This window comes from Pseudomonas sp. KCJK8993 (assembly GCF_046230915.1).
Taxonomy (GTDB): Bacteria; Pseudomonadota; Gammaproteobacteria; order Pseudomonadales; family Pseudomonadaceae; genus Aquipseudomonas; species Aquipseudomonas piscis.
This window is the reverse complement of record NZ_JBJJLO010000005.1, coordinates 31,931-56,121: the sequence shown is the minus strand read 5'-3', so window position 1 is coordinate 56,121 and position 24,191 is coordinate 31,931. Positions and strand designations below refer to the sequence as shown.

Here is a 24,191-nt window from a genome sequence, read left to right as displayed (position 1 = left end):
GGGGATTCGCCGCGAGCGTTCCTTTTTTATGACCTTTGATCGCGTTATTGCCAAATGGCAGGATGATTACGAAATAAATGCTAAGAACCTCTATACGGACAGGCTAAAATGCGCGCCCGGCTAACCGCTGACCCCTTTCTAACGCGCCTCACAAGGTTCGCTACGTGATCGAGTTTCAAAACGTCCATAAAACCTACCGGGTCGCCGGTAGGGATATTCCCGCGCTGCACCCGACCAGTCTTCGGGTCGAGGCTGGCCAGGTCTTCGGCCTGATCGGCCACTCCGGCGCGGGCAAGAGCACCCTGCTGCGCCTGATCAACCGCCTGGAGAACCCCAGCGGTGGCAGGATCATCGTCGACAACGAGGAAATCACCGCGCTGGACGCCAGCGGCCTGCGCCGCTTCCGCCAGCAGGTCGGGATGATCTTCCAGCACTTCAACCTGCTGGCCTCCAAGACCGTGGCCGACAACGTGGCCCTGCCGCTGCAGCTCTCCGGCGAGCTGTCACGGACCGAGATCGACCAGCGCGTCACCGAACTGCTGGCCCGCGTGGGCCTGGCCGACCATGCCCGCAAGTACCCGGCGCAGCTGTCCGGCGGCCAGAAGCAGCGCGTCGGCATCGCCCGCGCCCTGGCCACCAAGCCCAAGATCCTGCTGTGCGACGAGGCCACCAGCGCCCTGGACCCACAGACCACGGCGTCGGTCCTGCAATTGCTGGCCGAGATCAACCGCGAGCTGAAGCTGACCATCGTCCTGATCACCCACGAGATGGACGTGATCCGTCGCGTCTGCGACCAGGTGGCGGTGATGGACGCCGGCATGATCGTCGAGCAAGGCGATGTAGCCCAGGTGTTCCTGCATCCCAAGCACCCGACCACCAAGCGCTTCGTCCAGGAAGACGAGCAGGTCGACGAGAACGAACAACGTGACGACTTCGCCCACGTACCGGGGCGCATCGTGCGCCTGACCTTCCAGGGCGAGTCCACCTATGCACCGCTGCTGGGCACCGTGGCCCGGGAGACGGGGGTCGACTACAGCATCCTTGCCGGACGCATCGACCGCATCAAGAACACCCCTTACGGGCAACTGACCCTGGCCATCACCGGCGGCGACATGGAAGCGGCCTTCGCCCGCTTCACCGCGGCGGATGTCCACATGGAGGTGCTGCGCTGATGCAAGGCCTACTGAGTTACTTCGACAACATCGACTGGGTCGACATCGGCATCGCCACCAGCGACACCATGATCATGCTCAGCACTTCGCTGTTCTTCACCGTGCTGGTGGGCCTGCCACTGGGGGTCCTGCTGTTCCTGTGCAGCCCCAAGCAGTTGCTGGAACAGAAAGGCGTGTATTCGGTGCTGGGCTTCGTGGTCAACGCCATCCGCTCGCTGCCATTCATCATCCTGCTGATCGTGATGATCCCCACCACCATCCTGATCACCGGCACCTCCCTGGGAGTGGCTGGCGCGATCCCGCCGCTGGTGGTGGGGGCCTCGACCTTCTTCGCCCGCCTGGTGGAAACCGCGCTGCGCGAAGTGGACCGGGGCATCATCGAGGCGACCCAGGCCATGGGTGCCACGACCCGGCAGATCATCATGAACGCCCTGCTGCCGGAAGCCCGTCCGGGCATCATCGCGGCCATCACCGTCACCGCCATCGCCCTGGTCGGCTATACCGCCATGGCCGGCGTGGTAGGTGCGGGGGGCCTCGGCGACCTGGCCATCCGTTATGGCTACCAGCGCTTCCAGGACGACGTGATGTCGGTCACCGTGGTACTGCTGATCGTGCTGGTTCAGGTTCTGCAGATCATCGGCGATAAGCTGGTAGTGCACTTTTCCCGTAAATAAACGCAATCGCCGGCTGGCCGGCAGGCGCCCGGGGTCGGGCGACTTACAAGGAGCTTGTTCGATGAAAAAACTACTCGTCGCTTTCGCAGCCATGGCCGCGTTCTCCGCGCATGCCGCCCAAACCCTGACCGTGGCCGCCACGCCGGTGCCCCACGCCGAGATCCTGGAGTTCGTCAAACCGGCCCTGGCCAAGGAAGGCGTGGACCTGAAGGTCAAGGTCTTCACCGACTACGTGCAGCCCAACGTGCAAGTGGCGGAGAAACGCCTGGACGCCAACTTCTTCCAGCACCAGCCGTACCTGGATGAGTTCAACAAGGCCAAGGGCACCCAGCTGGTGAGCGTCGCCGGCGTGCACGTGGAGCCCCTGGGCGCCTATTCAAGCAAGTACAAGCAACTGTCGGAACTGCCCAACGGCGCCACCGTGGTCGTGCCCAACGACGCCACCAACGGCGGCCGCGCCCTGTTGCTGCTGGACAAGGCCGGCGTGATCAAGCTCAAGGACGCCAACAACATCCTGGCCACCGTCAAGGACATCGCCGAGAACACCAAAGGCCTGAAATTCCGCGAACTGGAAGCCGCCACCATCCCGCGCGTGCTGACCCAGGTCGACCTGGCCCTGATCAACACCAACTACGCCCTGGAAGCCAAGCTGGATCCGGCCAAGGACGCCCTGGTGATCGAAGGCAAGGACTCGCCTTACGTGAACATCCTGGTGGCCCGTCCTGACGACAAGGACTCGGAGGCCATGAAGAAGCTGGTTGCCGCCCTGCACAGCCCTGAGGTGAAGAAGTTCATCGAAGAGAAGTACAAGGGCGCGATCGTGCCGGCGTTCTGATCGACTCGCAGAAACAGCAACGGGGCGCCTTGGGGCGCCCCGTTGCGTTTCAGCATTCAACCGCCTATGTGTAGCCGCATCCTGAAACCCCGGCACGCTGTATGTAGCCGCTGCCGCAGGCTGCGCACGGCCTCGCAGAGGACGCGACCTGGCGATCCTGAAGGCGCTGCGCGCCTTGGCGCAGCCTGCGGCAGCGGCTACAGGGCAAGCATTACTTGCGTTGCACCATCGCCGGTAGCTGGGCCACCAGCTTCTGGTTGTTCAGCGGCGCGCGGATGAAGCCACGCTGGTTGCCGTCCGGGCCGATCACCGCCAGGTTGCCACTGTGGTCCACGGTGTAGTTGGGCTTGCTGGTGTCGGCGGGGATGAAGGGAATGCTCACGGCATTGGCAAGCTTCTGCAGGTCTTCGACCGAAGAGGCGGTCAAACCCTTGAAGTCCTTGTCGAAGTAGCCCAGGTACTGCTTGAGCTGCTGCGGGGTATCGCGGTTGGGATCGACGCTGACCAGCACCACCTGCAACTGGTCCACCACCTCCTTGGGCAGTTCGCTCTTGATCTGGCGTAGCTGGGCCAGGGTGGTGGGGCAGATGTCCGGGCAGAAGGTGTAGCCGAAGAACAGCAGCGACCACTTGCCCTTGAGCTCGTCCACCACCACTGGCTGGCCATCCTGGTCGAGCATCTTCACCGCAGGCAGGGTGCGGCTCTGGGGCAGCAGGATGATGCCGGCGTCGATCAGTGCGGTAGGGTCGCCCTGGCCTTTGCCGGACAGGACTTTATTGACGGTCAGGCCCAGGATCAGGGCTACCACGGCAACGAGGATGAAGACGGTTTTCTGGGTTCTGGTCATAGGTTCAACAGTAGGTAGTGGTCTACGAGCAAGGCGATGAACAGCAGGAACAAGTAGTAGATAGAGTACTTGAAGGTATCGATCGCCGCGTGTGGTCGAGTGCCACGGTACAGCACCCACGCCCATTGCAGGAAGCGCCCGCCCAGGATCAGGGCGCAGGCCAGGTACAGCACGCCGCTCATGTGGATCACGAAGGGCAGCAGGCTCACCGCCAGCAGGGCGAAGGTGTAGAGCAGGATATGCACCTTGGTGTACTGCTCGCCGTGGGTCACCGGCAGCATCGGGATATCGGCCTTGGCGTATTCCTCCTTGCGGTGGATGGCCAGGGCCCAGAAATGCGGTGGGGTCCAGGCGAAGATGACCAGCACCAGCAGCAACGGCTCGGCGCTCAGGTGGCCGGTGGCGGCGACCCAGCCCAACAGCGGCGGGGCGGCGCCGGCCAAGCCGCCGATGACGATGTTCTGCGGCGTCGCGCGCTTGAGAAAGCCGGTGTAGACCACCGCGTAGCCCAGCAGCGAGGCCAGGGTCAGCCAGGCCGTGAGCGGATTGGTGAAGGCCAGCAGCAACGCCTGCCCGGCCAGGGCCAGAAGCAGGGCGAAGGCCAGCGCGGCCCGGGGCGAGACCCGGCCCTCGGCCAGTGGACGCTTGCGCGTGCGGGCCATCTGCGCATCGATGCGCCGGTCCACCACATGGTTGACGGCCGCCGCGCCTCCCGCGCACAGGCCGATGCCCAGGTTGCCGAACACCAGCACGGTCCAGGGCACGCCGGCCCGGGTGGCGAGGAACATGCCCACCAGGGAGGTGATCAGCATCAGCACCACCACCTTGGGCTTGGTCAGTTCCAGGTAATCGCGCCACAGCGCCTGGGGGTGCTGACGGGTATCGATCAGAGTCGCCATGGCATCTCTCCTTTGATAGTGACAAGACCAGACACCGGCTTGCGAGGACTGAGCCGCCAGCCCAGGGGCCGGCGTTCGCGGACCTGCACCAGGCTGGTCCGGGCGTGATAGTTGACCAGTACCAGGGTCAGCAACAAGGCAGCGCCCCCGGCGTTGTGAGCCACGGCCACCGGCAGCGGCAAGTGCAGCAGGACGTTGCTCAGGCCCAGGCCGACCTGGGTCGCCAGCGCCACCAATACCAAGGCGGCCAGGCGGCTCATGCCCACCTGGCGCAACTGCCAGGCCAGCCCCAGCAGCACCAGGCTCACCAGCACCGCACCCAGGCGGTGGGTCATGTGGATCGCGGTGCGGGCATCGCTATCCAACTGCCCGCCCAGGTAATTGGGGCCGATGTGCTGGGTCAGGTGGAAGCCATTGGCGAAATCCATCTGCGGCCACCACTGCCCATGGCAAGTGGGCAGGTCGATACAGGCCACCGCCGCATAGTTGGAGCTGACCCAGCCACCCAGGGCAATCTGTCCGATCACCAGCACCAGGGCGGCCGTGGCCCAGTGCTGCAGGCGCCGCGGCACGATCAGCGCCGGCAGCACGCCGGACAAGCGCAGGGTCAGCAGGAACAGCAGGCTCAGGGTGGCGAAGCCGCCGAGCAAATGCGCGGTGACCACCTGGGGCCAGAGCTTGAGGGTCACGGTCCACATGCCGAAGGCGGCCTGGGCGAACACCACCGCCAAGAGGAACAGCGGCAGCTTCAGCGGCTGCCCGGGATAGCGCCGATGGGTCCAGGAACGCGCGGCCAGGAGCACGATCAACAGCCCCAGGGTGCCGGCGAAATAGCGGTGGATCATCTCGTTCCAGCCCTTGTGCGCTTCCACCGGCGCCTCGGGAAAGTGCAGCTCGGCATGGGCCAGCTGGGCCTCGCTCTTGGGCACGCTGATGAAACCGTAGCAACCGGGCCAGTCGGGGCAACCGAGACCGGCATGGGTCAGCCGGGTATAGGCCCCCAGCAGCACCACGATCAACGCCAGCAGGGTGGCGAACAAGGCAAGGCGAAATCCAGGTTTGGCCATGTCGATGCCCTCATCCGATGTTCGACAGTTTCAGCAGGTGGCGCAGGTCGTCGAGCAAGTCCTTGCCCTTGACCCCGGCGTCATAGCGCAGCACCAGGTTGCTGTGGGGATCGACGATCCACAGCTGCGGCGCCTGGGAGTCCCTGGCGCCCTTGGCGAAGGTCGCCAGGTCCAGCGGGTAGCGCTGCAATTGCGGGTACTCGCGCTGCAACCTGGCCTCGAACCCGGCGTCCAGTGGCTGGGCACTGGCCAGGGCATGGCTGGCCCGCGAGGCATCGCGGCCCAGGGCCACCTGGAGCTGGCGCGCCAGGTACACCAGTTGCTGGCAATCCTCGAGGCAGCCCCGGGGCGCGGTGACCAGGATCTGCCACCGGTTGTCCTCGGCGAAAACCCCGATCTGCGCGCGAGTCTGGCCATTGCCGATCATCTCGCCGTGATAGCTGCGGCTGTCCGGCACCCAGAACTGCAGCTTGTACATGCAGGTGGCGAGGATCATCGGGCCGATCACCATCAGCACGATCAGCACCAGTTGCCAACGACCGCGCCGCCGGCTGGGCATCCGGGTTTCAGAGATGTTGGGTGGATTCATGGCCGTTCCCATGGCGTTTCTCCCTTGCGTTGTGCCAGCCGAAGTAGCCGTAGAGGGCGAGCAGGGCCAGAGCCAAGGCGAACCACTGCGCGGCATAGGCCTGGTGCTTTTGCGGGCCCATGGCGACCACGGGCCACTGTGTGAGATAGGCGCCGGGGCCGGATTCCTGGCGCACCTCATGATCGAAACCTGTGCGACCCAGCTCGGCCCACAGCTTGTCCGGCAGCACCGCCGTCACCAGCCGCGGCCAACTGGCCCCCGATGGATCGGCATGCAGCTGGAACGCCGACCCCGGTGCGACATAGACCCAGGCCTCCAGGTCCAGGCTCTGCGAAGGGGTGTCGAAACGCGGCGGTGTGCGCCGGTCGGGCCAGGGCAGCCAGCCACGGTTGACCAGCAACCAGCGGCCGCTGGCCTGGTCCAGGAAGGGTTGCAGCAGCTCGACCCCGACCTTGCCCTCGTGCAGGCGGTTATCCAGCAGCAGGCTGTGCTCGCCATCGAAATGCCCGTGCAAGCGCACGCGCGCGAAGGCCGGGTCCGACGCCTCCAGCAGCTCGAACAACGGCACCGGCGCGGCCGTCCGGCGTTCGGCGTAGCTGTCCAGCAGCTGGCGCTTCTGCTCGCCACGCCCCAGTTGCCAGAACCCCAGCCAAACCAGCACCGGCAGCAACGCAAGCACCACCAGGGTCGGCACCAGGCCCGGGCGAAAGCCCTTCATGGCCGCGCCGCAAACGTGAGAAATCCACTCGCTATACTGACTTGCATCGCGCTTCCCCCCGGAGTCCACCATGCTCAAAGCAGCCATCGTCCTGATGCTGATTGCCACGGTTGTCAGCCTGTTCAGCGGCCTGTTCTTTCTGGTCAAGGACGACAGTCAATCCAAGCGCCTGCTGACCTCGCTGAGTATTCGAGTGTGCCTGGCCGTGATCACCGTGGGCTTGATCGCCTGGGGTTTCTTCAGCGGCCAGCTGGTGTCCCATTCCCCCTGGTAAGGCTGTTCAGAGCACGTAGACGAAAACGAACAGGCCGATCCATACCACGTCGACGAAGTGCCAGTACCAACTGGCGGCCTCGAAGCCGAACTGGTGCTCGGCATCGAAATGCCCACGCATCACCCGCATCAGCATCACGAACAGGATCAGCGTGCCAATGGTCACGTGGGCCCCGTGAAAGCCGGTGAGCATGAAGAAGGTCGCGCCGTAGATCCCAGAGCCCAGGGTCAGGCCCAGCTCGTGATAGGCATGGATGTACTCCTTGGCCTGGAAGCCCAGGAAGGCACAGCCCAGCACCACGGTCAGCGCCAGCCACAGCTTCAGTGCCCCGCGATGGCCCTTCTTCAGGGCGTGGTGGGCGATGGTCACGGTGACGCTGGAGCTCACCAGCAGCACGGTGTTGAGCAGCGGCAAGCCCCAGGGGCTGATGGTCCCCTTGGGCGATGGGAACAGCTTCGGATCGGGGTTTTCGAGTAGCGGCCAGACGAACTGGAAGTTCGGCCACAGGGTGTGGGCGATGCCCTTGTGTCCCTCGCCGCCAAGCCAGGGCCCGGACAGGTGCCGCACGTAGAACAGGGCGCCGAAGAAGGCCAGGAAGAACATCACTTCCGAGAAGATGAACCAGCTCATGCCCCAGCGGAACGAGCGGTCGAGTTGGTCGCTGTACAGCCCGGCGCGGCTTTCCTTGATCACCGCGCCGAACCAGCCGAACAGCATGTAGGCCAGCAGCAGGCCGCCGACGAAGAAGATCAGCGGACCGTGGGATTCCGGGCGCGCCGCCTTGAGGTCGTTGAACCAGGTCGCAAGGCCAGCCACGGTGATGAACATGCCCAGCGTGGCGACGATCGGCCACTTGCTCTGGGCGGGGACGTAATAGTGCTCATGGGTCGCCATTGATTGTTCTCCTTATCGGGCACGCCAGGGCGCCTAGCCGCCAGTCTTGGCGGCGGCCGCCACCGGTGGATGACGCGCGGTGATATCGAACAGCGTGTAAGCCAGCGTCAGGTGCTTCACATCCTTGGGCATGTCGCGATCGACGATGAAACGCACCGGCATCTCGATCTGCTCACCGGGTTGCAGCACCTGCTGGGTAAAGCAGAAGCACTCGGTCTTGTGGAAATACACCGCCGCGCTACTGGGCGAGATGCTCGGGATCGCCTGGGCGCTCATCGGGTGGTCGCTGGGGTTGCGGGCAATGAAGATCATCTCGTTCACCGCACCCGGGTGGACCACGATGTCATCGGACTTGGGGTAGAAGTCCCAGACCATGTCGATGGCGTTGGTGGACAGGAACTGCACCCGCACCTGGCGCGAGGTATCGACCTGCTGTCGTTGCGCATCCTGGTACTGCCCGCTGGTCTTGCCATTGATCCCCAGGGCCTTGCACATCACGTCGTAGATCGGCACCAGGGCGAACCCGAAGACGAACATCGCCACCACCACCAGCAACAGGCGCGTGACCAGCTTCTTCAACGAAATCTCAGCCATCGGCCCATCCTCCCAGCAGGTCCCGCGCCAGGCTGTTCATTTCACTTCCGGCGGCGTGACGAAGGTGTGGTACGGCGCTGGCGACGGAATGCTCCACTCCAGCCCGTCGGCGCCTTCCCAGGGCTTGGCCGGGGCCGGCGCGCCGCCGCGAATGCACTTGATGACGATGAACAGGAAGAAGATCTGCGTCGCGCCGAAGGTGAAGGCACCGATGGACGACACCATGTTGAAATCGGCGAACTGCAGGTTGTAGTCCGGGATCCGGCGCGGCATGCCGGCCAGGCCGACGAAGTGCATGGGGAAGAACGCCATGTTCATGCCGATGAAGGACAGCCAGAAATGCAATTTGCCCAGGGTCTCGTCGTACATGTGCCCGGTCCACTTGGGCAGCCAGTAGTAGGCCGAGGCGAAGATGCCGAAGATCGCCCCGGGCACCAGCACGTAGTGGAAGTGCGCCACCACGAAGTAGGTGTCCTGGTACTGGAAGTCCGCCGGGGCGATGGCCAGCATCAACCCGGAGAAACCGCCGATGGTGAACAGGATGACGAAGGCCACGGCGAACAGCATCGGCGTCTCGAAGGTCAGCGCGCCCTGCCACATGGTGCTCACCCAGTTGAACACCTTGACCCCCGTGGGCACGGCGATCAGCAAGGTGGCGTACATGAAGAACAACTCGCCCACCAGCGGGATACCCACCACGAACATGTGGTGCGCCCAGACGATGAACGACAGGAAGGCGATGGCCCCGGTGGCGTAGACCATCGAGGTGTAGCCGAACAGCGGCTTGCGGCTGAAGGTGGGGATGATCGAGCTGACCGCGCCGAAGGCCGGCAGGATCATGATGTACACCTCGGGGTGGCCGAAGAACCAGAACACATGCTGGAACAGGACCGGATCGCCACCGCCGGCGGCGCTGAAGAAGCTGGTGCCGAAGTGGATGTCCATCAGCATCATGGTCACCACGCCCGCCAGCACCGGCATCACCGCGATCAGCAGGAACGCGGTGATCAGCCAGGTCCAGACGAACAGCGGCATTTTCATCAGGGTCATGCCCGGGGCGCGCAGGTTGAGGATAGTGGCGATGACGTTGATTGCCCCCATGATCGAGCTGATGCCCATCAGGTGGATGGCGAAGATGAAGTAGGTCACGCTTTCCGGCGCATAGGTGGTCGACAGCGGCGCGTAGAAGGTCCAGCCGAAGTTCGGCCCGCCCCCGGCCATGAACAGGGTCGAGAGCAACAGCAGGAAGGCCGCGGGCAGCAGCCAGAAGCTGAAGTTGTTCATCCGCGGCAGGGCCATGTCCGGCGCGCCGATCATCAGCGGGATCATCCAGTTGGCCAGGCCGACGAAGGCCGGCATCACTGCGCCGAAGACCATCACCAGGCCGTGCATGGTGGTCATCTGGTTGAAGAACGCCGGCTCGACGATCTGCAGGCCGGGCTGGAACAGCTCGGCGCGGATCACCATGGCGAAGGTGCCGCCCACCAGGAACATGGTGAAGCTGAACCACAGGTAGAGGGTGCCGATGTCCTTGTGGTTGGTGGTCAGTACCCAGCGCATCAGGCCCTTGGCCGGCCCGTGGGCATGGTCATCATGGCCGGCATGGCCGTGGTCATCGATCACAGCACTCATGTCCTGTCTCCTGCACGCGAATGGACTGGACGATCGGCGGCGGCGCGCCGCGACCGGTTGCGCAGATACCCAAGAAGCCGGCTCATTTGCTTTCCGCCTGTTTGAGCGCCAGGACATCCTTGGGCGTCACCATGTCGCCCTTGTTGTTGCCCCAGGCGTTGCGTTCGTAGGTGACCACGGCGGCGATATCGACTTCCGACAGCTGCTTGCCGAAGGCGGCCATGGCGGTGCCCGGCTTGCCGTGGAACACCAGGCTCAGGTGAGCCTCCTTGGGTCCGGTGGCGATCTTCGAGCCCTTGAGCGCCGGGAACATCGGCGGCAGGCCCTGGCCCTCGGCCTGGTGACAGGCCACGCAGGTGGTGTGGTAGATCTTGTCGCCACGGGCCACCAGTTCGTCGAGGGTCCATTCCTTGCTGGTCAGCTCCTTGAGCTTGGCGGCCTCGGCCTTGCGCTCGCCCATCCAGGCGTCGTAGTCGGCCTGGGACTTGACCTCCACCACGATCGGCATGAAGCCGTGGTCCTTGCCGCACAGCTCGGCGCATTGGCCACGGTAGATGCCGGGTTTGTCGACCCGGGTCCAGGCTTCGTTGACGAAACCGGGGATGGCATCGCGCTTGACCGCGAAGGCCGGTACCCACCAGGAGTGGATGACATCGGCGGCGGTCACCAGGAACCGCACCTTGGCGCCCACCGGCAGCACCAGCGGCTGGTCGACTTCCAGCAGGTAGTGCTCGCCCTTGGCGCTCTTGTTGTGGATCTGTTCGGCGGGAGTGGCCAGGTTGCTGAAGAACTCCACATCCTGGCCCAGGTATTTGTAGTGCCACTTCCACTGGTAGCCGGTGATCTGCACGTCCACGTCCGGCTCGCTGGTGTCGTACATCTTGATCAGGGTCGCGGTGGCCGGCACGGCCATGGCCACCAGGATCAGGAAGGGAACGATGGTCCAGAGGATTTCCACCGTGGTGCTTTCGTGGAACCTGGCCGGGACCTGGCCGGTGGAACGACGGTGAATGATCATCGACCAGAACATCGCGCCGAAGACGATGACGCCGATCACCACACAGATCCAGAAGATGGTCATGTGCAGGTCGAATACCGCGTGGCTTATCTCGGTAGCCCCAGGCGCCATATTCACCGTCCAGGCGGCTTGCGCCTGACTGAATATCGTCCACAACAGGAGGCCCATCCAGACGTGTGGATGTCGCTTCATTGCGGGTTCCCCTTATCGTTCTTGTTATCCCGCCGGCTATACACCTGCGGCAAGGGAGCGACTGCCTAGACTACGAACTTAGACCGTCGAGCCTCGCTGCAATTGCAGTCGGGCATCATCAGCTAACTTCATACATTGGCGAGTATAGCCAGCGACTCTCACCTCGCAACGCAATGGCGTAAACCTGCTGAAACACCCCATGGAAGCTTTGCAGGCCACGGTAATCAAGGGATTGACGAAAAAGAGGGGGTGCGACGATATAACGCACCCTACTAAGTAATAAGTGAATATTACAAATATGTCTTAAACACTTTGATGAGCAGGCTAACTTATGTTCTCCCCCCGAGGGATGGTCGCTAATGGGCGGCAGGCCGTCATCCCACCTCGGTTGTCCCGATCGACCGCCCTTGTCCCTGGAGCTTTCATGAACACCGCCGCATTACGCGAGCAGATCCTATTGGCTCAACAGCACGAAGCCAGCACGGGCCACCTGGCCCGCCAACTGGAAGCGCAGCTCCCTCACCTGCACCCCGCCATCCTGCTGCCCGAAGTCGACGCACAAGGCGTCATGACCCGTTTCGTCAGCGCATACATCGATCAGGTGCCAGACCTTCTGGACGCCGCCAACGCCGTTGCCCGCGAAGCGGGCATCGAATCGCAGATCAAGCCGGTGCTCAAGATCGCCGAGCAATTCTTCCTCCAGCCGCCGGCCATCATGGCCGGGCATGTCGGCCTCGACGGCCTGCTGGACGAAGCCTACCTGGCCCTGCGCCTGGTAGAGGAAGTCAACGACCTGTACATCAAGCACTTCGGCCGTCCACTGATCCCCCTGGACATGACGGTCGCCAATCTCATCGCCCATCAGCTGATCGGCGAAACCTTTGCCAACCAACTGGACGAAGCCGTGCATCACGCGGTCGACGCCATGCTCGACGAAGACAGCTTCGCCCTGGAGTCAGTGGAAACCTACCGCGACCGACTCGGCAGCCCCGACACCGAGGCAGCCTGGAAGCGCTGGCCGTGCCTGTCACGCCAGCTGGGCGTGGAACTGGAACTCGACCAGCCCGCCGCCTGACCCACTCCTCGCCGGCAAGGCCCACCGTGGGCCTTGTGGCGAAGGGCCTGGCGCCAGGCCCATGCTTCACACGCCCATCCCGCCGACACCGCTCAAGCGTCCCTCCAGGCGTCGCTTCAGGCCCCGGGACTCGATCACCAGCCGCGAGCCCTTGGCCGCGCTGGCCCGCTCCCATTCTTCCAGCAATTCCAGGCACGCATGGTCGATGTAGCCCAGGTGGTTGAGCGGCACATGCAAGGTCGTCCCCGCCGGCACCGTGGCCAGGACCTGGCTCAGCGCGGGCACCTTGAGGAAGGTCGCCGTCCCCACCAGGCGCAGTTCCATCTGTCCCGCCTGCGGCAGGTCGACCAGGCTGATCTTCAGGCGCGCGGCCTGCAACGCCAGCTTGAGCAAGGTCAGGGCGAAGCCCACCAGCACCCCGGTCAACAGGTCGCTGAAGACGATCGCCAGGGCCGTCACCGCATAGGTGAACATCGGCATCCGCCCGTAGCGTCCCAAACCACGGAAGGCCTTGAGATCCACCAGCTTGAAGCCGGTGTAGACCAGCACGCCGGCCAGGCTCGCCACCGGGATGCGCTGCAGTACGCTGGACAGCAGCAGGACGAACCCCAACAGCCACAGGCCGTGGAAGATGGTCGAGTAGCGCGTGCGGGCACCGGCCTGGACGTTGGCCGAACTGCGCACTATCACCCCGGTCATCGGCAGGGCGCCCAGCAGGCCGCAGAGCATGTTGCCAGTGCCCTGGGCCGACAGCTCGCGGTCGAAGTCCGAACGCTGGCCGTTGTGCATGCGATCCACAGCAGCAGCCGAGAGCAGCGTCTCGGCACTGGCGATGAAAGCCAGGGCCACGGCCGCTACCAGCAGGGCCGGGTCCGCCAGGTGCAACAGGTCGCCAGGACGCAACCAGTCGATGGCCTCGGCCATGCTCGCCGGCACCTCGACCCGGTTCACCGGCAGCGCCAGCAGCAGGCTGGCCAGGGTCGCCAAGCCCACCCCGAGCAGCGCCCCGGGGACGAAACGCAGCGCCCGGGGCCGCCACTTGTCCCAGCCCCACATCACCGCGATGGTCGCCAGCCCCAGCAACCCGGCCTGCCAGCCCAGGCCATCGAGGGCCCGCGACAGCGCTGCGGGAAAGCGGGCGAGGTTATCCAGCCCCGAGGCCTGGGGCGCGGCATCCACCAGCACGTGGACCTGGGACAACACGATCAGCACGCCGATACCCGCCAGCATGCCGTATACCACTGCCGGTGCCGTGACCCGGAACCAGCACCCCAGGCGCAGGCGCCCGGCCAACCACTGCAACAGCCCGGCCAGCAACAGGACCGGCCCGAGCATGGCCACCCCATGCAGGCGCACCAACTCGAAGACCAGCACCGCCAGCCCCGCGGCCGGGCCGCTGACCTGCAATGGCGATCCCGCCAGCCAACCCACCACCAGGCCGCCGATGATCCCGGTGATCAGGCCCTTGGCCGGCGGCAGGCCCGAGGCGATGGCAATCCCCATGCACAGGGGCAGGGCCACCAGAAACACCACCACCGAAGCCAACAGCTCCCGTGGCAGGACACTTTTAAGCTGTGCTGCACGCATGACAACTCTCCCGACATTTTCTTCAGGCGTGGCAAGGCCGGACTGCTCGCAAGCCGCCCAGGCCAAGACCTCACAAGGAATTGAGGTGGATTCAGAAACGCGCTTTGGGCGTCGCCACGGGAATCGGATGGCTACCGTCGAGCGGCAGGAAACAGCTCTTGTCCGCGTCGTAGGCCTTGATCGAGCTGGTCTCGATGTCATAGACCCAGCCGTGGATGAACAACTGGCCGTTGGCCATGCGCGAGGCAACGGAAGGATGGGTACGCAAGTGCTGCAACTGGGCGATGACGTTCTCTTCGGTCAGGACATGCATGCCCGAAGGCTCGTCGGCGCACGAGCAATTGTCCTGGACCATGGTCCGGGCCACTTCGGCGTGGCGCAGCCAGGCCCTGACCGTGGGCATCTTTTCCAGGCTCTGCGGGTTGAGCACGGCGCGCATGGCCCCGCAGTCCGAATGTCCGCAAACGATGATGTGGTGCACGCCCAGGGCCATTACCGCGTATTCGATCGCCGTGGATACACCACCGTTCATCTGCCCGTAGGGCGGCACCACGTTGCCCACGTTGCGGGTCACGAACAGGTCGCCAGGGGAACTTTGGGTGATGAGTTCGGGAACGATCCGCGAATCGGCACAGGCGATGAACATCGCCCTTGGCCGCTGGGCCGTGGCGAGTTTCTTGAACAACTCTTGCTGCTGCGGAAAGACTTCATGATGAAAATGCAAAAAACCGTCGACGATATGCTGCAGCGCTGCATCGGCGGTCTCGGCGGAACCGTTGGTAGGGGCTGGAGCCGACGCAGCCAGCGGCTGTTTATCCTTGTCACTCATGATTGATGCTCTCTGTCGGATGTGGTGAATGTCCCAGACATGATCCGGCACGACGCCAACGGCTGAGCAAAAAACGACCGAACCGTCGGAAGTGACATCCAAGTCACTTGATGAGCAAGGTAGCCGTGAAAACTTAACTCAAACTGAATGCAGCGCTCTAGAACGCCACTATGGGCCGCGAAACGATGGGCGGCACCTCCCTTCGCAAAAGCCGCGGGCCTACAGCAACGACATCTGCCTGCCCGGCGGACAGAATGCCGAGCAGTCCAGGTCGAAACCGCCGCGACGGTCGAGCCCCAGGCGCTTGAGTGCCTTGGCGAAACGCTGGGCCAGCAGGTCGGCGAACGGGCCCTCGCCGCGCATGCGGCTGCCGAAGCGGCTGTCGTAGAGTTCGCCGCCGCGGCTCTGGCGGATCAGGCTCAGGACATGGGCCGCCCGCTGCGGGTAATGCGCCGCCAGCCATTCCTCGAACAAAGGCGCCACCTCCAGGGGCAGGCGCAGCATCATGTAGGCCGCGCTTTGCGCCCCGGCGGCCTGGGCCTCGGTCAGCAGGGCCTCCAGTTCGCTGTCGTTGATCATCGGGATCATCGGCGAGCACAGCACTCCCACCGGGATGCCCGCTTCGCGCAACACCCGGATCGCCCGCACGCGGGCCTTGGGCGCCGCGGCCCGGGGCTCGAGGATGCGCTTGAGTTCATCGTCCAGGGTGGTGAGGCTGATCATCACCGCCACCAGCCGCTGCCGGGCCAGCTCGGCCAGCAGGTCCAGGTCGCGCAGGATCAGCGAACCCTTGGTGACGATGGTCACCGGATGCCGGTAGCGCAGCAGCACCTCCAGGGTGCGCCGGGTCAGCCGTTGTTCACGCTCGATCGGTTGGTAGGGATCGGTATTGGAACCCAGGTTGATCGGCGCGCACTGGTAGCCGGGTTTGGACAGTTGCTGCTCCAGCAGGGTGGCGGTATTGCTCTTGGCGATCAGCCGGGTTTCGAAGTCCAGCCCCGGCGACATGTCCCAGTAGGCATGGCTGGGCCGCGCATAGCAGTAGATGCAGCCGTGCTCGCAACCGCGATAGGGATTGATCGAGCGATCGAAGGGCAGGTCCGGCGAATGGTTGCGGGTGATGATCGACTTGGCGATTTCCAAGCGCACCTCGGTGCCCTGGGTCAGCGGCACTTCCTGGTGCCAGCCGTCATCCTCGGCCACCGAGCGGCTGGGGGCGAAACGGTTGTGCGGGTTGCTCGCGGTGCCGCGACCGCGGGGCGGCAGGGGGCTGGACATGGGGGCACTCCATAACTGTATGCGCATACAGTAATTGAGCTGCGACAAGCTGCCTAGCGCCGTCGAGCAGAACGCTCGCGAGCTTGGTCAGCGAACGGGTCAGTCGCCCCCACCCATCGTTGATCTTGATCCGTTTATCGCTGGTTTCCAGCTCCTGGTAGCTCCCGCCAAAGCTCGACTTCACCTTCGAATCGAGATCAGGGCCGGTCTGCTCCTTGAGCTCGCAGAAGGCCGACAGACGCCAAGGCCTGCGAAGGATTCGCGCCAACGACGCTGCCTGCGCTATAACGCGGGCGACCCTCAAAGGAACACGGCAATGCCCATGACACCCGGCACACTGGAAAAGATCTTCTATGCGGCCTACGCCTACCTGCCGAGCTACGGGCAAGGCGCCGACCTGATCATCGTCAGGGCCGCGGATGGCCAGCTCTGGGGCCTGGCCTGCGAGTTCGATCTGTGCACCCGGGACATCCGCCAGGCCGCAGTGAGCGGCCCGCAGCCCTTCGATGCAGCCGATGCGAAGTTCGCCGAGGCGCACTGGCGCCCTCACCACGACGACATCGGCCTGCTGCCCGCGAGCTGGGAAGACCTGATGAACGCCGGATTGGCGGACTGCATCGCCGGCTACCAGCTACAAAGCCAGCTGGGGATCCAGCCCTTCCCCCGAGGCTGAAGGGCCGCATCCAACCGGCGCCCGTTGCGGGCGCCGGTCCTGCCACTAGTGACGTGGAATCACGTTGCCCAGGTCGTCGTTGGAGGTGCTCTGCAGGCGCCCGTCACGCAGCCCGGCCACGTCCGCGGCCTTCACCGGCGCGCCCTGGTTGCCCCAGCTGCTGCGGATGAAGCTGACCACGTCGGCCACCTCCTGGTCCGACAGCCGCCAGGCGAAGGGCGGCATGGTGAGGGTCGACGGCGCGCTGTGGGTGGCGGGCAGGGTACCGCCCTTGAGCACGATGTTGATCAGCGAGGTGGCGTCCTCCGATTGCAGCACCGGGTTGCCGGCCAGCGCCGGGAACACCCGGGTATAGCCATGGCCATCGGTACGGTGGCAGGCGGCGCAGTTGTCGATGTACACCGAGGCGCCCGGCTTGCTGTCGTCGCCTTTCCACAGGGCATCGGCCACCTGCTTGTCGTACGGGTGCGGCTGGTCGGCGGGATCGTTGGCCGGCAGCGACTTGAGGTAGCGGGCGATGGCCGTCAGGTCCTGGTCGCTCATGTACTGCATGCTGTGGACCACCACATCGCTCATGCCACCGAACACCGCGCTGCGATCGCTGCGACCGGTCTTGAGGAACTGCACCAGTTGCTCTTCGCTCCAGCTGCCCAGGCCGTCCTTGTGATCGCCACGCAGGCTCTTGGCGATCCAGCCCTCCAGCGGTGCGCTGCCGGACAGGAAGGCACTGCCTTCGCTGGCGCTCAGGGCCTTCTCCTGCATGGTCAGCGCCCGTGGCGTATGGCAGGCGCCACAGTGCCCCAGGCCTTCCACCAGATAGGCGCCACGACTGATCAGCGGGTCGCTGTCGGCCGCCACGGCGGCTGGCGCCACGCTCGGGGCGAACATCCAGCGCCAGATCGACAACGGCCAGCGCATGCTCAGGGGCCAGGGAATGTCGCTGTCCTGGTTATCCCGCACCACCGGCGCCACGCCGTGCATGAAGTAGGCGTAGAGCGCCTGCATGTCGGCGTCGTTGACCCGGGCGTAGGACGGGAAGGGCATGGCCGGGTACAGCGTGCTGCCGTTCTTGGCCACGCCATGGCGCACGGCCCGGTCGAAGTCCTCGAAGCTGTAGTCGCCGATACCGGTCTTGTCCGGAGTGATGTTGGTGGAATAGATCACCCCGATCGGGGTTTCCATCGGCAGGCCGCCGGCGAACGGCTTGCCGTCCTTGGCGGTGTGGCAGGCGACGCAGTCACCGGCACGGGCCAGGTATTCGCCCTGCTTGACCAGGGCCGGGTCGACCTCGGCGGCCTGGAGGGAGGCGCTGCCCAACAGCGCCAGGCTGGCGATAACGAGTGCTTTCATGGTCATCGCTCCTTATGCCTGGACCAGCGGGCCGGGGTTCTTCAGGTACTGCTCGCGGATCGCCCGCGCCGACCAGTAGGTCAGCGCCGCCACCAGCCCGGTGGGGTTGTAGCCCAGGCCCTGGGGAAAGGCCGAGGCTCCAGGCACGAACACGTTGTGCACGTCCCAGCTCTGCAAGTAGCGGTTCAGGGCGCTGGTCTTGGGGTCGGTGCCCATGATCGCGCCACCGTTCAGGTGAGTGGTCTGGTAGGAGGCGGTATTGAAGTGCTCGCCGACCTGCTTGCCCAGCAGGGCGATGGCCTTGGGGTTCATCGCCTGGGCGATCTTGCCCATCTTCTCGACCATGAAGCGGTTCATCTTGATGTCGTTTTCCTGCCAGTCGAAGGTCATCCGCAGCAGGGGCAAGCCGTAGGCATCGCGGTAGACCGGGTCCAGGTCGAGGTAGTTGCCCCGGTAGGACTGGTGCGCACCGTGGGCGTCCATGGACACCTGGTGGGTGTAGTAGTCGGCCGTGGCCTTCTTCCAGGCGCTGCCCCAGGCCGGGGTGCCTGGCGGGTTGGACGTCCCGGCGATCGGCCGGCTGCCGGCCTGGTTGACCCAGAACGGCGAACCCCCGACGAAGCCATGGGGGCCGTGGTCGAAGTTGTCGGCGTTGAAGTCGTCCACCGCCACGCCGTTGCCACCGGCGCCGATGAAGTTGTTGGTGTGCACGTCCTTGTCGAAGTAGGCCTTGATGGTGGCCATGTTCTGGTAGGCGAAGTTCTTGCCCACCACGCCTTCGCCGGTGATCGGGTCGTAGGGCTTGCCGATGCCCGAGAGCAGCATCAGGCGCACGTTGTGGAACTGGAAGGCGCCGAGGATCACCAGGTCCGCCGGTTGCTCGATCTCGCGCCCCTGGGCGTCGACGTAGGTGACGCCGGTGGCCAGGGTCTTGCTGCTGTCCAGGTTGACCTTGAGTACATGGGAATTGGCCCGCAACTCGAAATTCGGCAGCGGCTTGAGGGCCGGCAGGATATTCACGTTGGGCGAGGCCTTGGAATACATGTAGCAGACGTAGCCACTGCAGAAACCGCAGAAGTTGCACGGCCCCATCTGCGCGCCATAGGGGTTGGTGTAGGGCCCCGAGGTATTGGCCGACGGCAGGTTGTAGGGCTTGTAGCCCACTTCATTGGCGGCTTTCTGGAACAGCTGGGCGGAATAGGTGTTCTTCTGCGATTCCAGCGGGAAGTGGTCCGAGCGATCCGGCGCGTAGGGGTTGCCGCCCTTGCCTTCGCCCACCAGCTGGCCCTTCACGGTCCAGGCCTGGCCCGAGGTGCCGAAGACCTTTTCCGCATAGTCGAAGAACGGCTCCAGCTCTTCGTAGGTGACGCCGAAGTCCTGGATGGTCATGTCCTTGGGGATGAAATTCTTGCCGTAGCGTTCTTCATAGTGGCTGCGCATGCGCAACTCGATGGGGTCGGCGCGAAAGTGCACGCCAGACCAATGCAGGCCGGCGCCGCCCACGCCATTGCCGGGCAGGAAGGCACCCAGTTGGCGGTTGGGCAGGGCCACGTCGTTGACGCTGTGGCGGATGGTCACCGTTTCCTTGGAAATATCCTGGAAGAGCTTCTTGCGCACGCTGTAGGTGAGCTCGTCGATCACCTGGGGATAACTGCCGTCCGGGTAGGTGTCCTGCATCGGCCCACGCTCCAGCGCCAGCACATTGAGCCCCGCCTCGGTCAGTTCCTTGGCCATGATGGCGCCGGTCCAGCCAAACCCGACGATCACTGCGTCGACCTTCTTCATCACTGTCGCCATGCTCAAGCCCTCTCGCCGCGAATCGATACTGCCGGGAAGGGGTACTGCTCGTTACGCTCCACCCAATCCATGAAATCGGCGCGCGCGCCGGGGAAGCCGATCAGGGTCCAGCCCACCAGGCCCTTGTTGCCACCGTGGATCGGGTCGCTGAAGAAACCCTCCTTGGTGTTCTGCAACAGCAGGTTGAAGAACAGCTTGGCCGGGACCGTGTCGAACTGCGGCGTACCCGCCTCCAGCTGCTTGAGCAATTCGTCTCGGGTAGCGCTGTCTTGAGCAGCAAATGCTTGGCCCTTGAGCTGCTTGCACCAAGCGTCCGTCGCAGCGATACCCAGGCGATAGATCTCCTTGGGCACCAGCTTGCTCTGCCAGCCCATCTCTGGCGCGGCATCGGCCTTGAACGGGCCTTGCATGTACCACAGGGCACCAGCGGCGTAAGGCGTGTTCATCTGTCGGTCGATGTATTCCGGAACGCCGGCTTCCAACGCGCCAGGCCCCATGTCGTCCGCCGGGATCAGGCGTTCCACCGCCGCCTTGATGAAGGCCCATTCCTCGGCGCTGAAGTAGCTGGGCTCATAGTGGCCGCCACTCGCCTGCTTGCTCGGCGCGGCGGGCTTTTCGGCTGCGACAGCCTCGGGAGCCACGGCCAGCATGCTGCTGCCCAGTCCGGTACTGGCCACGGTGACTACCGGGATCAAGGTCAGGGATTTACGCAAGAACTCACGCCGCGGGTTGTCGCGATCTTGATCGGACATGGGTGCACCTCATCAGGCATTGATGGATTTCAGCCGCGTCATGGCGCGGCTTTGTGTTTTGGTAACGCAGAAAGCCGGGCAAAACCCGGTTTTATGAACACATCAGCAAACAATAGTTACAAATGATAGCAGGCTAAGCATTCGAATTAATCGTTTCAGCTCCAAAAAAAAGCTCAGTTGATTCAAAAAAGGCAGGATCAGATTTGCTTCACGATTCTTTGACACAGGCCTCACGGGGCATTGACCGGTACAGGGCGAGACTGCCGCCATCGTTCCCTCACCCGTGACCGTCCATGTCGAGAACTCGCTTGCTTCCCGCTCTTTGCCTGGCATTGCTGGCCCTGCTCGCTCCCCTGGCGCAGGCCGCCGACCGCCCCGAGCATTGGGCCCAACCGGTGGAAAAACAGTACAACCTGTACCAGATGTCACCGACCCTGTATCGCAGCGCCCTGCCGGACAAAGACGCCGTGCCGTTGCTGGAAAAGCTCAAGGTGGGGACGGTGATCAACTTCCTGCCCGAGTCGGACAGCAGTTGGCTGGCGGCGCCAGGCATCCATCAGGTGCAACTGCCTTACCGTACCAACCACGTGGATGATGCCGATGTGCTCAAGGCCTTGCGCGCGATCCAGAGCGCCGAAGCCCAGGGCCCGGTGCTGATGCACTGCAAGCATGGCTCGGACCGCACCGGACTGATGTCGGCGATGTACCGGGTGGTGGTCCAGGGCTGGAGCAAAGAGGAAGCCTTGAGCGAAATGACCCAGGGCGGATTCGGCGACAGCACCCACTTCAAGGACGGCATTCGCTACATGATGCAGGCCGATGTGGAGAAACTGCGCACGGCACTGGCCAACGGCGACTGCAGCACCAGCGTGTTCGCCACCTGTTCGGTGAAGAGTTGGTTCGAGACGGTCAGCGCCGGCAAGCCGGCGAACTGATTGCGAGGCGGGAGAGGGCTTTCCCGTAGGAGCCAAGCTTGCGCGCCGCGATGTGTCTGACACACCGCTATCGCACGCAAGCTGCACTCCTACAGGGGTTCCCGGTTACTGGGGTTCGTCGGTTTTCTTCTTCAACTTGGGGTTGGGGAAGAACTGCACCGACTGCACCTTGGCATCCGCCACCTTGAGGGCCGCGGTGTTCACCCGCGTGCTCAATTCCTTGGGTACCGACAGTCCCTGCTCGTTCAAGGTGTCGGAGTAACCGCAGGCCACGCATTCGCGATGGGGCACGTCGTCTTCGCTCCACATCATCAGCTTGTCCTGCTCACTGCACGCCGGGCAAACCGCACCGGCGATAAAGCGTTTCTTGGTCTTCACGGGGGCTTCACTCATGCTGCCGCGTCCTCGCTGAGGCCGCTATGGCGCAAGAGTGCGTCAATCGACGGGGCCCGTCCGCGGAAATCGACGAACAGCACCATCGGCTCCTGGGAACCGCCACGGGCCAGGATCGCCTCGCGGAAGGCACGGCCGGTCGCGGCGTTGAGCACACCCTCTTCCTCGAAACGCGAGAAGGCGTCGGCCGACAGCACTTCGGCCCACTTGTAGCTGTAGTAACCGGCGGCATAACCACCGGCGAAGATGTGGGCGAAGCTGTTGGCGAAGCGGTTGTAGGCCGGCGGACGCATCACCGAGACCTCGTCGCGCACGGACTCCAGCACCTGCAGCACGCTGCGGCCATCGCCGTGGGTGGCGTGCAGTTCGAAGTCGAACAGCGAGAACTCCAGCTGGCGCACCATCATCATCCCGGACTGGAAGTTCTTGGCCGCCAGCATCTTGTCCAGCAGGTCCTGGGGCAGGGCTTCGCCGGTTTCGTAGTGACCGGAGATCAGCGCCAGGCCCTCGGGCTCCCAGCACCAGTTCTCCATGAACTGGCTCGGCAGCTCCACGGCATCCCAGGCCACGCCGTTGATCCCGGAGACACCGGCATGCTCGATGCGGGTCAGCAGATGGTGCAGGCCGTGGCCGAACTCGTGGAACAAGGTGGTGACTTCATCGTGGGTCAGCAGCGCAGGCTTGCCGGGTGCGGCCGGAGTGAAGTTGCACACCAGGTTGGCCACCGGGCTCTGCAGGGTACCGCTGGCGGTGCGCCGACGGTCGCGGGCGCCATCCATCCAGGCACCGCCACGCTTGTTCGCACGGGCATAGAGGTCGAAGAAGAAGCGGCCGACGTGCTGGCCGTTCTCCCTGATCTCGAACAGGCGCACGTCCGGGTGCCAGGCATCGAAACCCTTCTGCTCGGCGATCTCGATGCCGTACAGGCGCTGGACGATGGCGAACAGGCCGGACAGCACCTTGTCGATGGGGAAGTAGGCGCGCAAGGCTTCCTGGGACACGCTGTAGCGCTGCTCACGCAGCTTCTCGCCATAGAAGCCGCTGTCCCAGCTTTGCAGGTCAGGGCAACCTTGCTCGGCGGCATAGGCCTTGAGCTGTACCAGATCCTGGGCGGCGAACGGCTTGCTGCGCTTGGCCAGGTCCCGCAGGAAACCCAGCACCTGGTCGCTGGACTCGGCCATCTTGGTGGCCAGGCTCAGTTCGGCGAAGCTGGCGAAACCCAGCAGCTTGGCCAGCTCCTGGCGCAAGTCGAGGATCTCCTGCATCACCGGGCCGTTATCGTGCTGGCCGGCGTTGGGGCCCTGGTCGGAGGCCCGGGTGCAGTAGGCGGCGTAGACCTCTTCACGCAGGGCGCGGTCCTGGGCGTAGGTCATGACCGCGTAGTAGCTGGGGAACTCCAGGGTGATCAGCCAGCCGTCCAGGTCCTTGGCCTGGGCCGCGGCGGCCATCTGCGCCTTGGCCGAATCGGTCAGGCCGGCCAGCGCCGCTTCGTCGGTGATGTGCTTGGTCCAGGCCTGGGTGGCATCGAGCAACTGGTTGGAGAAGCGACTGCCCAGCTCGGACAACTTGCTCTGAACCTCGGCGTAGCGCTTCTGCTGCTCCGGCGGCAGGTCGATGCCCGACAGGCGGAAATCGCGCAGGGAGTGTTCGAGGATGGTCTTTTGCGCCACATCGAAACCCGCCGCCTCCGGGCTCTTGGCCAAGGCGTCGAAGGCCTGGAACAGCTCGCGGTTCTGGCCCATTTCGGTGGAGTAGGCGCTCAATGCCGGCAGGCAGGCCTCATAGGCCTCGCGCAGTTCGGCGCTGTTGCACACGGCATTGAGATGGCTGACCGGGCTCCAGGCGGCGCCCAGGCGATCGTTGAGCTCGTCCATGGCCAGCACCAGGCCGGCCCAGGTCGGCGCAGTGGCCTGGGTCTTGAGGATCTCGGCGATGGCGGCGCGGTTGTCAGCCAGGATCTGTTCGATGGCCGGCTGTACGTGTTCGGCACGGATCGCCGAGAACGGGGGCAGGTCATAGGGCTGCAGAAGAGGGTTGTTCACACTCACGGTGGGCACCTTGGCTGGAAGAAACATTGAGCCATCTTAATTACAATCGACCGCAATCGCAGCTATAGA

General features: G+C 64.3%; 24 protein-coding genes. 7 read left to right on the top strand and 17 right to left on the bottom strand.

Annotated features, from left to right (window positions below; translation table 11 throughout):
- The first annotated feature begins 164 nt into the window (after positions 1-164).
- From ACK6AU_RS03245 to ACK6AU_RS03235, 3 genes are all read left to right on the top strand, one after another.
- A complete protein-coding gene (locus tag ACK6AU_RS03245; protein WP_409297708.1) occupies positions 165-1,172 on the top strand; it encodes a methionine ABC transporter ATP-binding protein in 1,008 nt (335 codons plus the stop codon).
- Positions 1,172-1,846, top strand: a complete 675-nt coding sequence (locus ACK6AU_RS03240; RefSeq protein ID WP_085593931.1) for a methionine ABC transporter permease — start codon at positions 1,172-1,174, stop codon at positions 1,844-1,846. The genes ACK6AU_RS03245 and ACK6AU_RS03240 overlap by 1 nt, the downstream gene beginning before the upstream one ends.
- Positions 1,847-1,907: 61 nt before the next feature.
- The gene (locus tag ACK6AU_RS03235; RefSeq protein WP_185696696.1) at positions 1,908-2,681 is read left to right on the top strand and encodes a MetQ/NlpA family ABC transporter substrate-binding protein; all 774 of its coding nucleotides are present in this window, start codon (positions 1,908-1,910) and stop codon (positions 2,679-2,681) included.
- 211 nt (positions 2,682-2,892) lie between these two features.
- Here ACK6AU_RS03235 and ACK6AU_RS03230 read toward each other — a convergent pair whose 3' ends face one another.
- Genes ACK6AU_RS03230 through ACK6AU_RS03210 form a run of 5 tightly spaced genes read right to left on the bottom strand, consistent with a single transcriptional unit; the run spans position 2,893 to position 6,801 of the window.
- Positions 2,893-3,528: an SCO family protein gene (locus ACK6AU_RS03230; RefSeq protein ID WP_185696697.1), complete on the bottom strand. Its 636-nt coding sequence runs from the start codon at positions 3,526-3,528 to the stop codon at positions 2,893-2,895.
- Complete coding sequence (gene cyoE, locus ACK6AU_RS03225; RefSeq protein WP_185696698.1) at positions 3,525-4,427, bottom strand: heme o synthase; 903 nt, start codon at positions 4,425-4,427, stop codon at positions 3,525-3,527. The genes ACK6AU_RS03230 and cyoE overlap by 4 nt, the downstream gene beginning before the upstream one ends.
- Positions 4,415-5,494, bottom strand: coding sequence for a heme A synthase (locus tag ACK6AU_RS03220; RefSeq protein WP_185696699.1), 1,080 nt, complete (start codon positions 5,492-5,494; stop codon positions 4,415-4,417). Before ACK6AU_RS03220 ends, cyoE begins: the two co-directional genes overlap by 13 nt.
- 10 nt (positions 5,495-5,504) lie before the next feature.
- Positions 5,505-6,095, bottom strand: a complete 591-nt coding sequence (locus ACK6AU_RS03215; RefSeq protein ID WP_053137961.1) for a hypothetical protein — start codon at positions 6,093-6,095, stop codon at positions 5,505-5,507.
- Positions 6,061-6,801, bottom strand: a complete 741-nt coding sequence (locus ACK6AU_RS03210; protein ID WP_185696700.1) for an SURF1 family protein — start codon at positions 6,799-6,801, stop codon at positions 6,061-6,063. Before ACK6AU_RS03210 ends, ACK6AU_RS03215 begins: the two co-directional genes overlap by 35 nt.
- A 70-nt stretch (positions 6,802-6,871) precedes the next feature.
- Here ACK6AU_RS03210 and ACK6AU_RS03205 point away from each other — a divergent pair, with 70 nt between their 5' ends.
- Positions 6,872-7,075 carry a twin transmembrane helix small protein gene (locus tag ACK6AU_RS03205; protein WP_185696701.1) on the top strand — a complete coding sequence of 68 codons (204 nt, stop codon included), beginning with the start codon at positions 6,872-6,874 and terminating at the stop codon, positions 7,073-7,075.
- Between the two features lie 6 nt (positions 7,076-7,081).
- On the opposite strand, the gene ACK6AU_RS03200 is transcribed toward ACK6AU_RS03205, so the two are convergent.
- The 4 genes from ACK6AU_RS03200 to coxB form a co-directional block, all read right to left on the bottom strand.
- Positions 7,082-7,969 (bottom strand): cytochrome c oxidase subunit 3, encoded by an 888-nt coding sequence (locus ACK6AU_RS03200; RefSeq protein ID WP_185696702.1) that lies wholly within the window; start codon positions 7,967-7,969, stop codon positions 7,082-7,084.
- Positions 7,970-8,002: 33 nt separating this feature from the next.
- Positions 8,003-8,563, bottom strand: coding sequence for a cytochrome c oxidase assembly protein (locus ACK6AU_RS03195; RefSeq protein WP_185696703.1), 561 nt, complete (start codon positions 8,561-8,563; stop codon positions 8,003-8,005).
- Positions 8,564-8,599: 36 nt separating this feature from the next.
- The gene (ctaD, locus tag ACK6AU_RS03190) at positions 8,600-10,195 is read right to left on the bottom strand and encodes a cytochrome c oxidase subunit I (protein WP_185696704.1); all 1,596 of its coding nucleotides are present in this window, start codon (positions 10,193-10,195) and stop codon (positions 8,600-8,602) included.
- A gap of 82 nt (positions 10,196-10,277) precedes the next feature.
- Positions 10,278-11,405 carry a cytochrome c oxidase subunit II gene (gene coxB / locus ACK6AU_RS03185; RefSeq protein ID WP_185696705.1) on the bottom strand — a complete coding sequence of 376 codons (1,128 nt, stop codon included), beginning with the start codon at positions 11,403-11,405 and terminating at the stop codon, positions 10,278-10,280.
- A 424-nt stretch (positions 11,406-11,829) separates the two neighbouring features.
- Between coxB and ACK6AU_RS03180 the strand changes: the two genes are divergently transcribed.
- Positions 11,830-12,480 carry a hypothetical protein gene (locus ACK6AU_RS03180; RefSeq protein WP_022642257.1) on the top strand — a complete coding sequence of 217 codons (651 nt, stop codon included), beginning with the start codon at positions 11,830-11,832 and terminating at the stop codon, positions 12,478-12,480.
- A gap of 66 nt (positions 12,481-12,546) precedes the next feature.
- On the opposite strand, the gene ACK6AU_RS03175 is transcribed toward ACK6AU_RS03180, so the two are convergent.
- From ACK6AU_RS03175 to ACK6AU_RS03165, 3 genes are all read right to left on the bottom strand, one after another.
- Positions 12,547-14,067 carry a SulP family inorganic anion transporter gene (locus tag ACK6AU_RS03175; RefSeq protein WP_409297702.1) on the bottom strand — a complete coding sequence of 507 codons (1,521 nt, stop codon included), beginning with the start codon at positions 14,065-14,067 and terminating at the stop codon, positions 12,547-12,549.
- Positions 14,068-14,158: 91 nt separating this feature from the next.
- The gene (locus ACK6AU_RS03170) at positions 14,159-14,896 is read right to left on the bottom strand and encodes a carbonic anhydrase (RefSeq protein WP_409297700.1); all 738 of its coding nucleotides are present in this window, start codon (positions 14,894-14,896) and stop codon (positions 14,159-14,161) included.
- Positions 14,897-15,115: 219 nt separating this feature from the next.
- Positions 15,116-16,174: a PA0069 family radical SAM protein gene (locus tag ACK6AU_RS03165; protein WP_185696707.1), complete on the bottom strand. Its 1,059-nt coding sequence runs from the start codon at positions 16,172-16,174 to the stop codon at positions 15,116-15,118.
- Between the two features lie 316 nt (positions 16,175-16,490).
- On the opposite strand from ACK6AU_RS03165, the gene ACK6AU_RS03160 reads away from it, so the two are divergent.
- On the top strand, positions 16,491-16,847 hold the full coding sequence (locus ACK6AU_RS03160; protein ID WP_185696708.1) for a hypothetical protein: 357 nt from the start codon (positions 16,491-16,493) through the stop codon (positions 16,845-16,847).
- Between the two features lie 45 nt (positions 16,848-16,892).
- On the opposite strand, the gene ACK6AU_RS03155 is transcribed toward ACK6AU_RS03160, so the two are convergent.
- The 3 genes from ACK6AU_RS03155 to ACK6AU_RS03145 are packed head-to-tail and all read right to left on the bottom strand — an operon-like array spanning position 16,893 to position 20,746.
- Entirely contained in the window at positions 16,893-18,197 is a 1,305-nt protein-coding gene (locus ACK6AU_RS03155) for a cytochrome c (RefSeq protein ID WP_185696709.1), read from the bottom strand.
- Positions 18,198-18,209: 12 nt separating this feature from the next.
- Positions 18,210-19,994 carry a GMC family oxidoreductase gene (locus ACK6AU_RS03150; protein ID WP_031320868.1) on the bottom strand — a complete coding sequence of 595 codons (1,785 nt, stop codon included), beginning with the start codon at positions 19,992-19,994 and terminating at the stop codon, positions 18,210-18,212.
- Positions 19,995-19,996: 2 nt separating this feature from the next.
- Positions 19,997-20,746, bottom strand: a complete 750-nt coding sequence (locus ACK6AU_RS03145; protein WP_185696710.1) for a gluconate 2-dehydrogenase subunit 3 family protein — start codon at positions 20,744-20,746, stop codon at positions 19,997-19,999.
- A 293-nt stretch (positions 20,747-21,039) separates the two neighbouring features.
- Between ACK6AU_RS03145 and ACK6AU_RS03140 the strand changes: the two genes are divergently transcribed.
- Positions 21,040-21,681, top strand: a complete 642-nt coding sequence (locus ACK6AU_RS03140; protein WP_185696711.1) for a tyrosine-protein phosphatase — start codon at positions 21,040-21,042, stop codon at positions 21,679-21,681.
- 105 nt (positions 21,682-21,786) lie between these two features.
- On the opposite strand, the gene ACK6AU_RS03135 is transcribed toward ACK6AU_RS03140, so the two are convergent.
- The gene (locus ACK6AU_RS03135) at positions 21,787-22,074 is read right to left on the bottom strand and encodes a YheV family putative zinc ribbon protein (protein ID WP_022642248.1); all 288 of its coding nucleotides are present in this window, start codon (positions 22,072-22,074) and stop codon (positions 21,787-21,789) included.
- Positions 22,071-24,149 carry an oligopeptidase A gene (gene prlC, locus ACK6AU_RS03130; protein WP_409297695.1) on the bottom strand — a complete coding sequence of 693 codons (2,079 nt, stop codon included), beginning with the start codon at positions 24,147-24,149 and terminating at the stop codon, positions 22,071-22,073. The genes ACK6AU_RS03135 and prlC overlap by 4 nt, the downstream gene beginning before the upstream one ends.
- Positions 24,150-24,191 lie beyond the last annotated feature (42 nt).

What these genes read in the sequence shown, in the direction of transcription:
- ACK6AU_RS03240 (WP_085593931.1), top strand. Translation starts at nt 1,172, where the DNA reads ATGCAAGGCCTACTGAGTTACTTCGACAACATCGACTGGGTCGACATC.
- ACK6AU_RS03235 (WP_185696696.1), top strand. Translation starts at nt 1,908, where the DNA reads ATGAAAAAACTACTCGTCGCTTTCGCAGCCATGGCCGCGTTCTCCGCG.
- ACK6AU_RS03230 (WP_185696697.1), bottom strand. Translation starts at nt 3,528, where the DNA reads ATGACCAGAACCCAGAAAACCGTCTTCATCCTCGTTGCCGTGGTAGCC.
- cyoE (WP_185696698.1), bottom strand. Translation starts at nt 4,427, where the DNA reads ATGGCGACTCTGATCGATACCCGTCAGCACCCCCAGGCGCTGTGGCGC.
- ACK6AU_RS03220 (WP_185696699.1), bottom strand. Translation starts at nt 5,494, where the DNA reads ATGGCCAAACCTGGATTTCGCCTTGCCTTGTTCGCCACCCTGCTGGCG.
- ACK6AU_RS03215 (WP_053137961.1), bottom strand. Translation starts at nt 6,095, where the DNA reads ATGGGAACGGCCATGAATCCACCCAACATCTCTGAAACCCGGATGCCC.
- ACK6AU_RS03210 (WP_185696700.1), bottom strand. Translation starts at nt 6,801, where the DNA reads ATGAAGGGCTTTCGCCCGGGCCTGGTGCCGACCCTGGTGGTGCTTGCG.
- ACK6AU_RS03205 (WP_185696701.1), top strand. Translation starts at nt 6,872, where the DNA reads ATGCTCAAAGCAGCCATCGTCCTGATGCTGATTGCCACGGTTGTCAGC.
- ACK6AU_RS03200 (WP_185696702.1), bottom strand. Translation starts at nt 7,969, where the DNA reads ATGGCGACCCATGAGCACTATTACGTCCCCGCCCAGAGCAAGTGGCCG.
- ACK6AU_RS03195 (WP_185696703.1), bottom strand. Translation starts at nt 8,563, where the DNA reads ATGGCTGAGATTTCGTTGAAGAAGCTGGTCACGCGCCTGTTGCTGGTG.
- ctaD (WP_185696704.1), bottom strand. Translation starts at nt 10,195, where the DNA reads ATGAGTGCTGTGATCGATGACCACGGCCATGCCGGCCATGATGACCAT.
- coxB (WP_185696705.1), bottom strand. Translation starts at nt 11,405, where the DNA reads ATGAAGCGACATCCACACGTCTGGATGGGCCTCCTGTTGTGGACGATA.
- ACK6AU_RS03180 (WP_022642257.1), top strand. Translation starts at nt 11,830, where the DNA reads ATGAACACCGCCGCATTACGCGAGCAGATCCTATTGGCTCAACAGCAC.
- ACK6AU_RS03175 (WP_409297702.1), bottom strand. Translation starts at nt 14,067, where the DNA reads ATGCGTGCAGCACAGCTTAAAAGTGTCCTGCCACGGGAGCTGTTGGCT.
- ACK6AU_RS03170 (WP_409297700.1), bottom strand. Translation starts at nt 14,896, where the DNA reads ATGAGTGACAAGGATAAACAGCCGCTGGCTGCGTCGGCTCCAGCCCCT.
- ACK6AU_RS03165 (WP_185696707.1), bottom strand. Translation starts at nt 16,174, where the DNA reads ATGTCCAGCCCCCTGCCGCCCCGCGGTCGCGGCACCGCGAGCAACCCG.
- ACK6AU_RS03160 (WP_185696708.1), top strand. Translation starts at nt 16,491, where the DNA reads ATGCCCATGACACCCGGCACACTGGAAAAGATCTTCTATGCGGCCTAC.
- ACK6AU_RS03155 (WP_185696709.1), bottom strand. Translation starts at nt 18,197, where the DNA reads ATGAAAGCACTCGTTATCGCCAGCCTGGCGCTGTTGGGCAGCGCCTCC.
- ACK6AU_RS03150 (WP_031320868.1), bottom strand. Translation starts at nt 19,994, where the DNA reads ATGGCGACAGTGATGAAGAAGGTCGACGCAGTGATCGTCGGGTTTGGC.
- ACK6AU_RS03145 (WP_185696710.1), bottom strand. Translation starts at nt 20,746, where the DNA reads ATGTCCGATCAAGATCGCGACAACCCGCGGCGTGAGTTCTTGCGTAAA.
- ACK6AU_RS03140 (WP_185696711.1), top strand. Translation starts at nt 21,040, where the DNA reads ATGTCGAGAACTCGCTTGCTTCCCGCTCTTTGCCTGGCATTGCTGGCC.
- ACK6AU_RS03135 (WP_022642248.1), bottom strand. Translation starts at nt 22,074, where the DNA reads ATGAGTGAAGCCCCCGTGAAGACCAAGAAACGCTTTATCGCCGGTGCG.
- prlC (WP_409297695.1), bottom strand. Translation starts at nt 24,149, where the DNA reads ATGTTTCTTCCAGCCAAGGTGCCCACCGTGAGTGTGAACAACCCTCTT.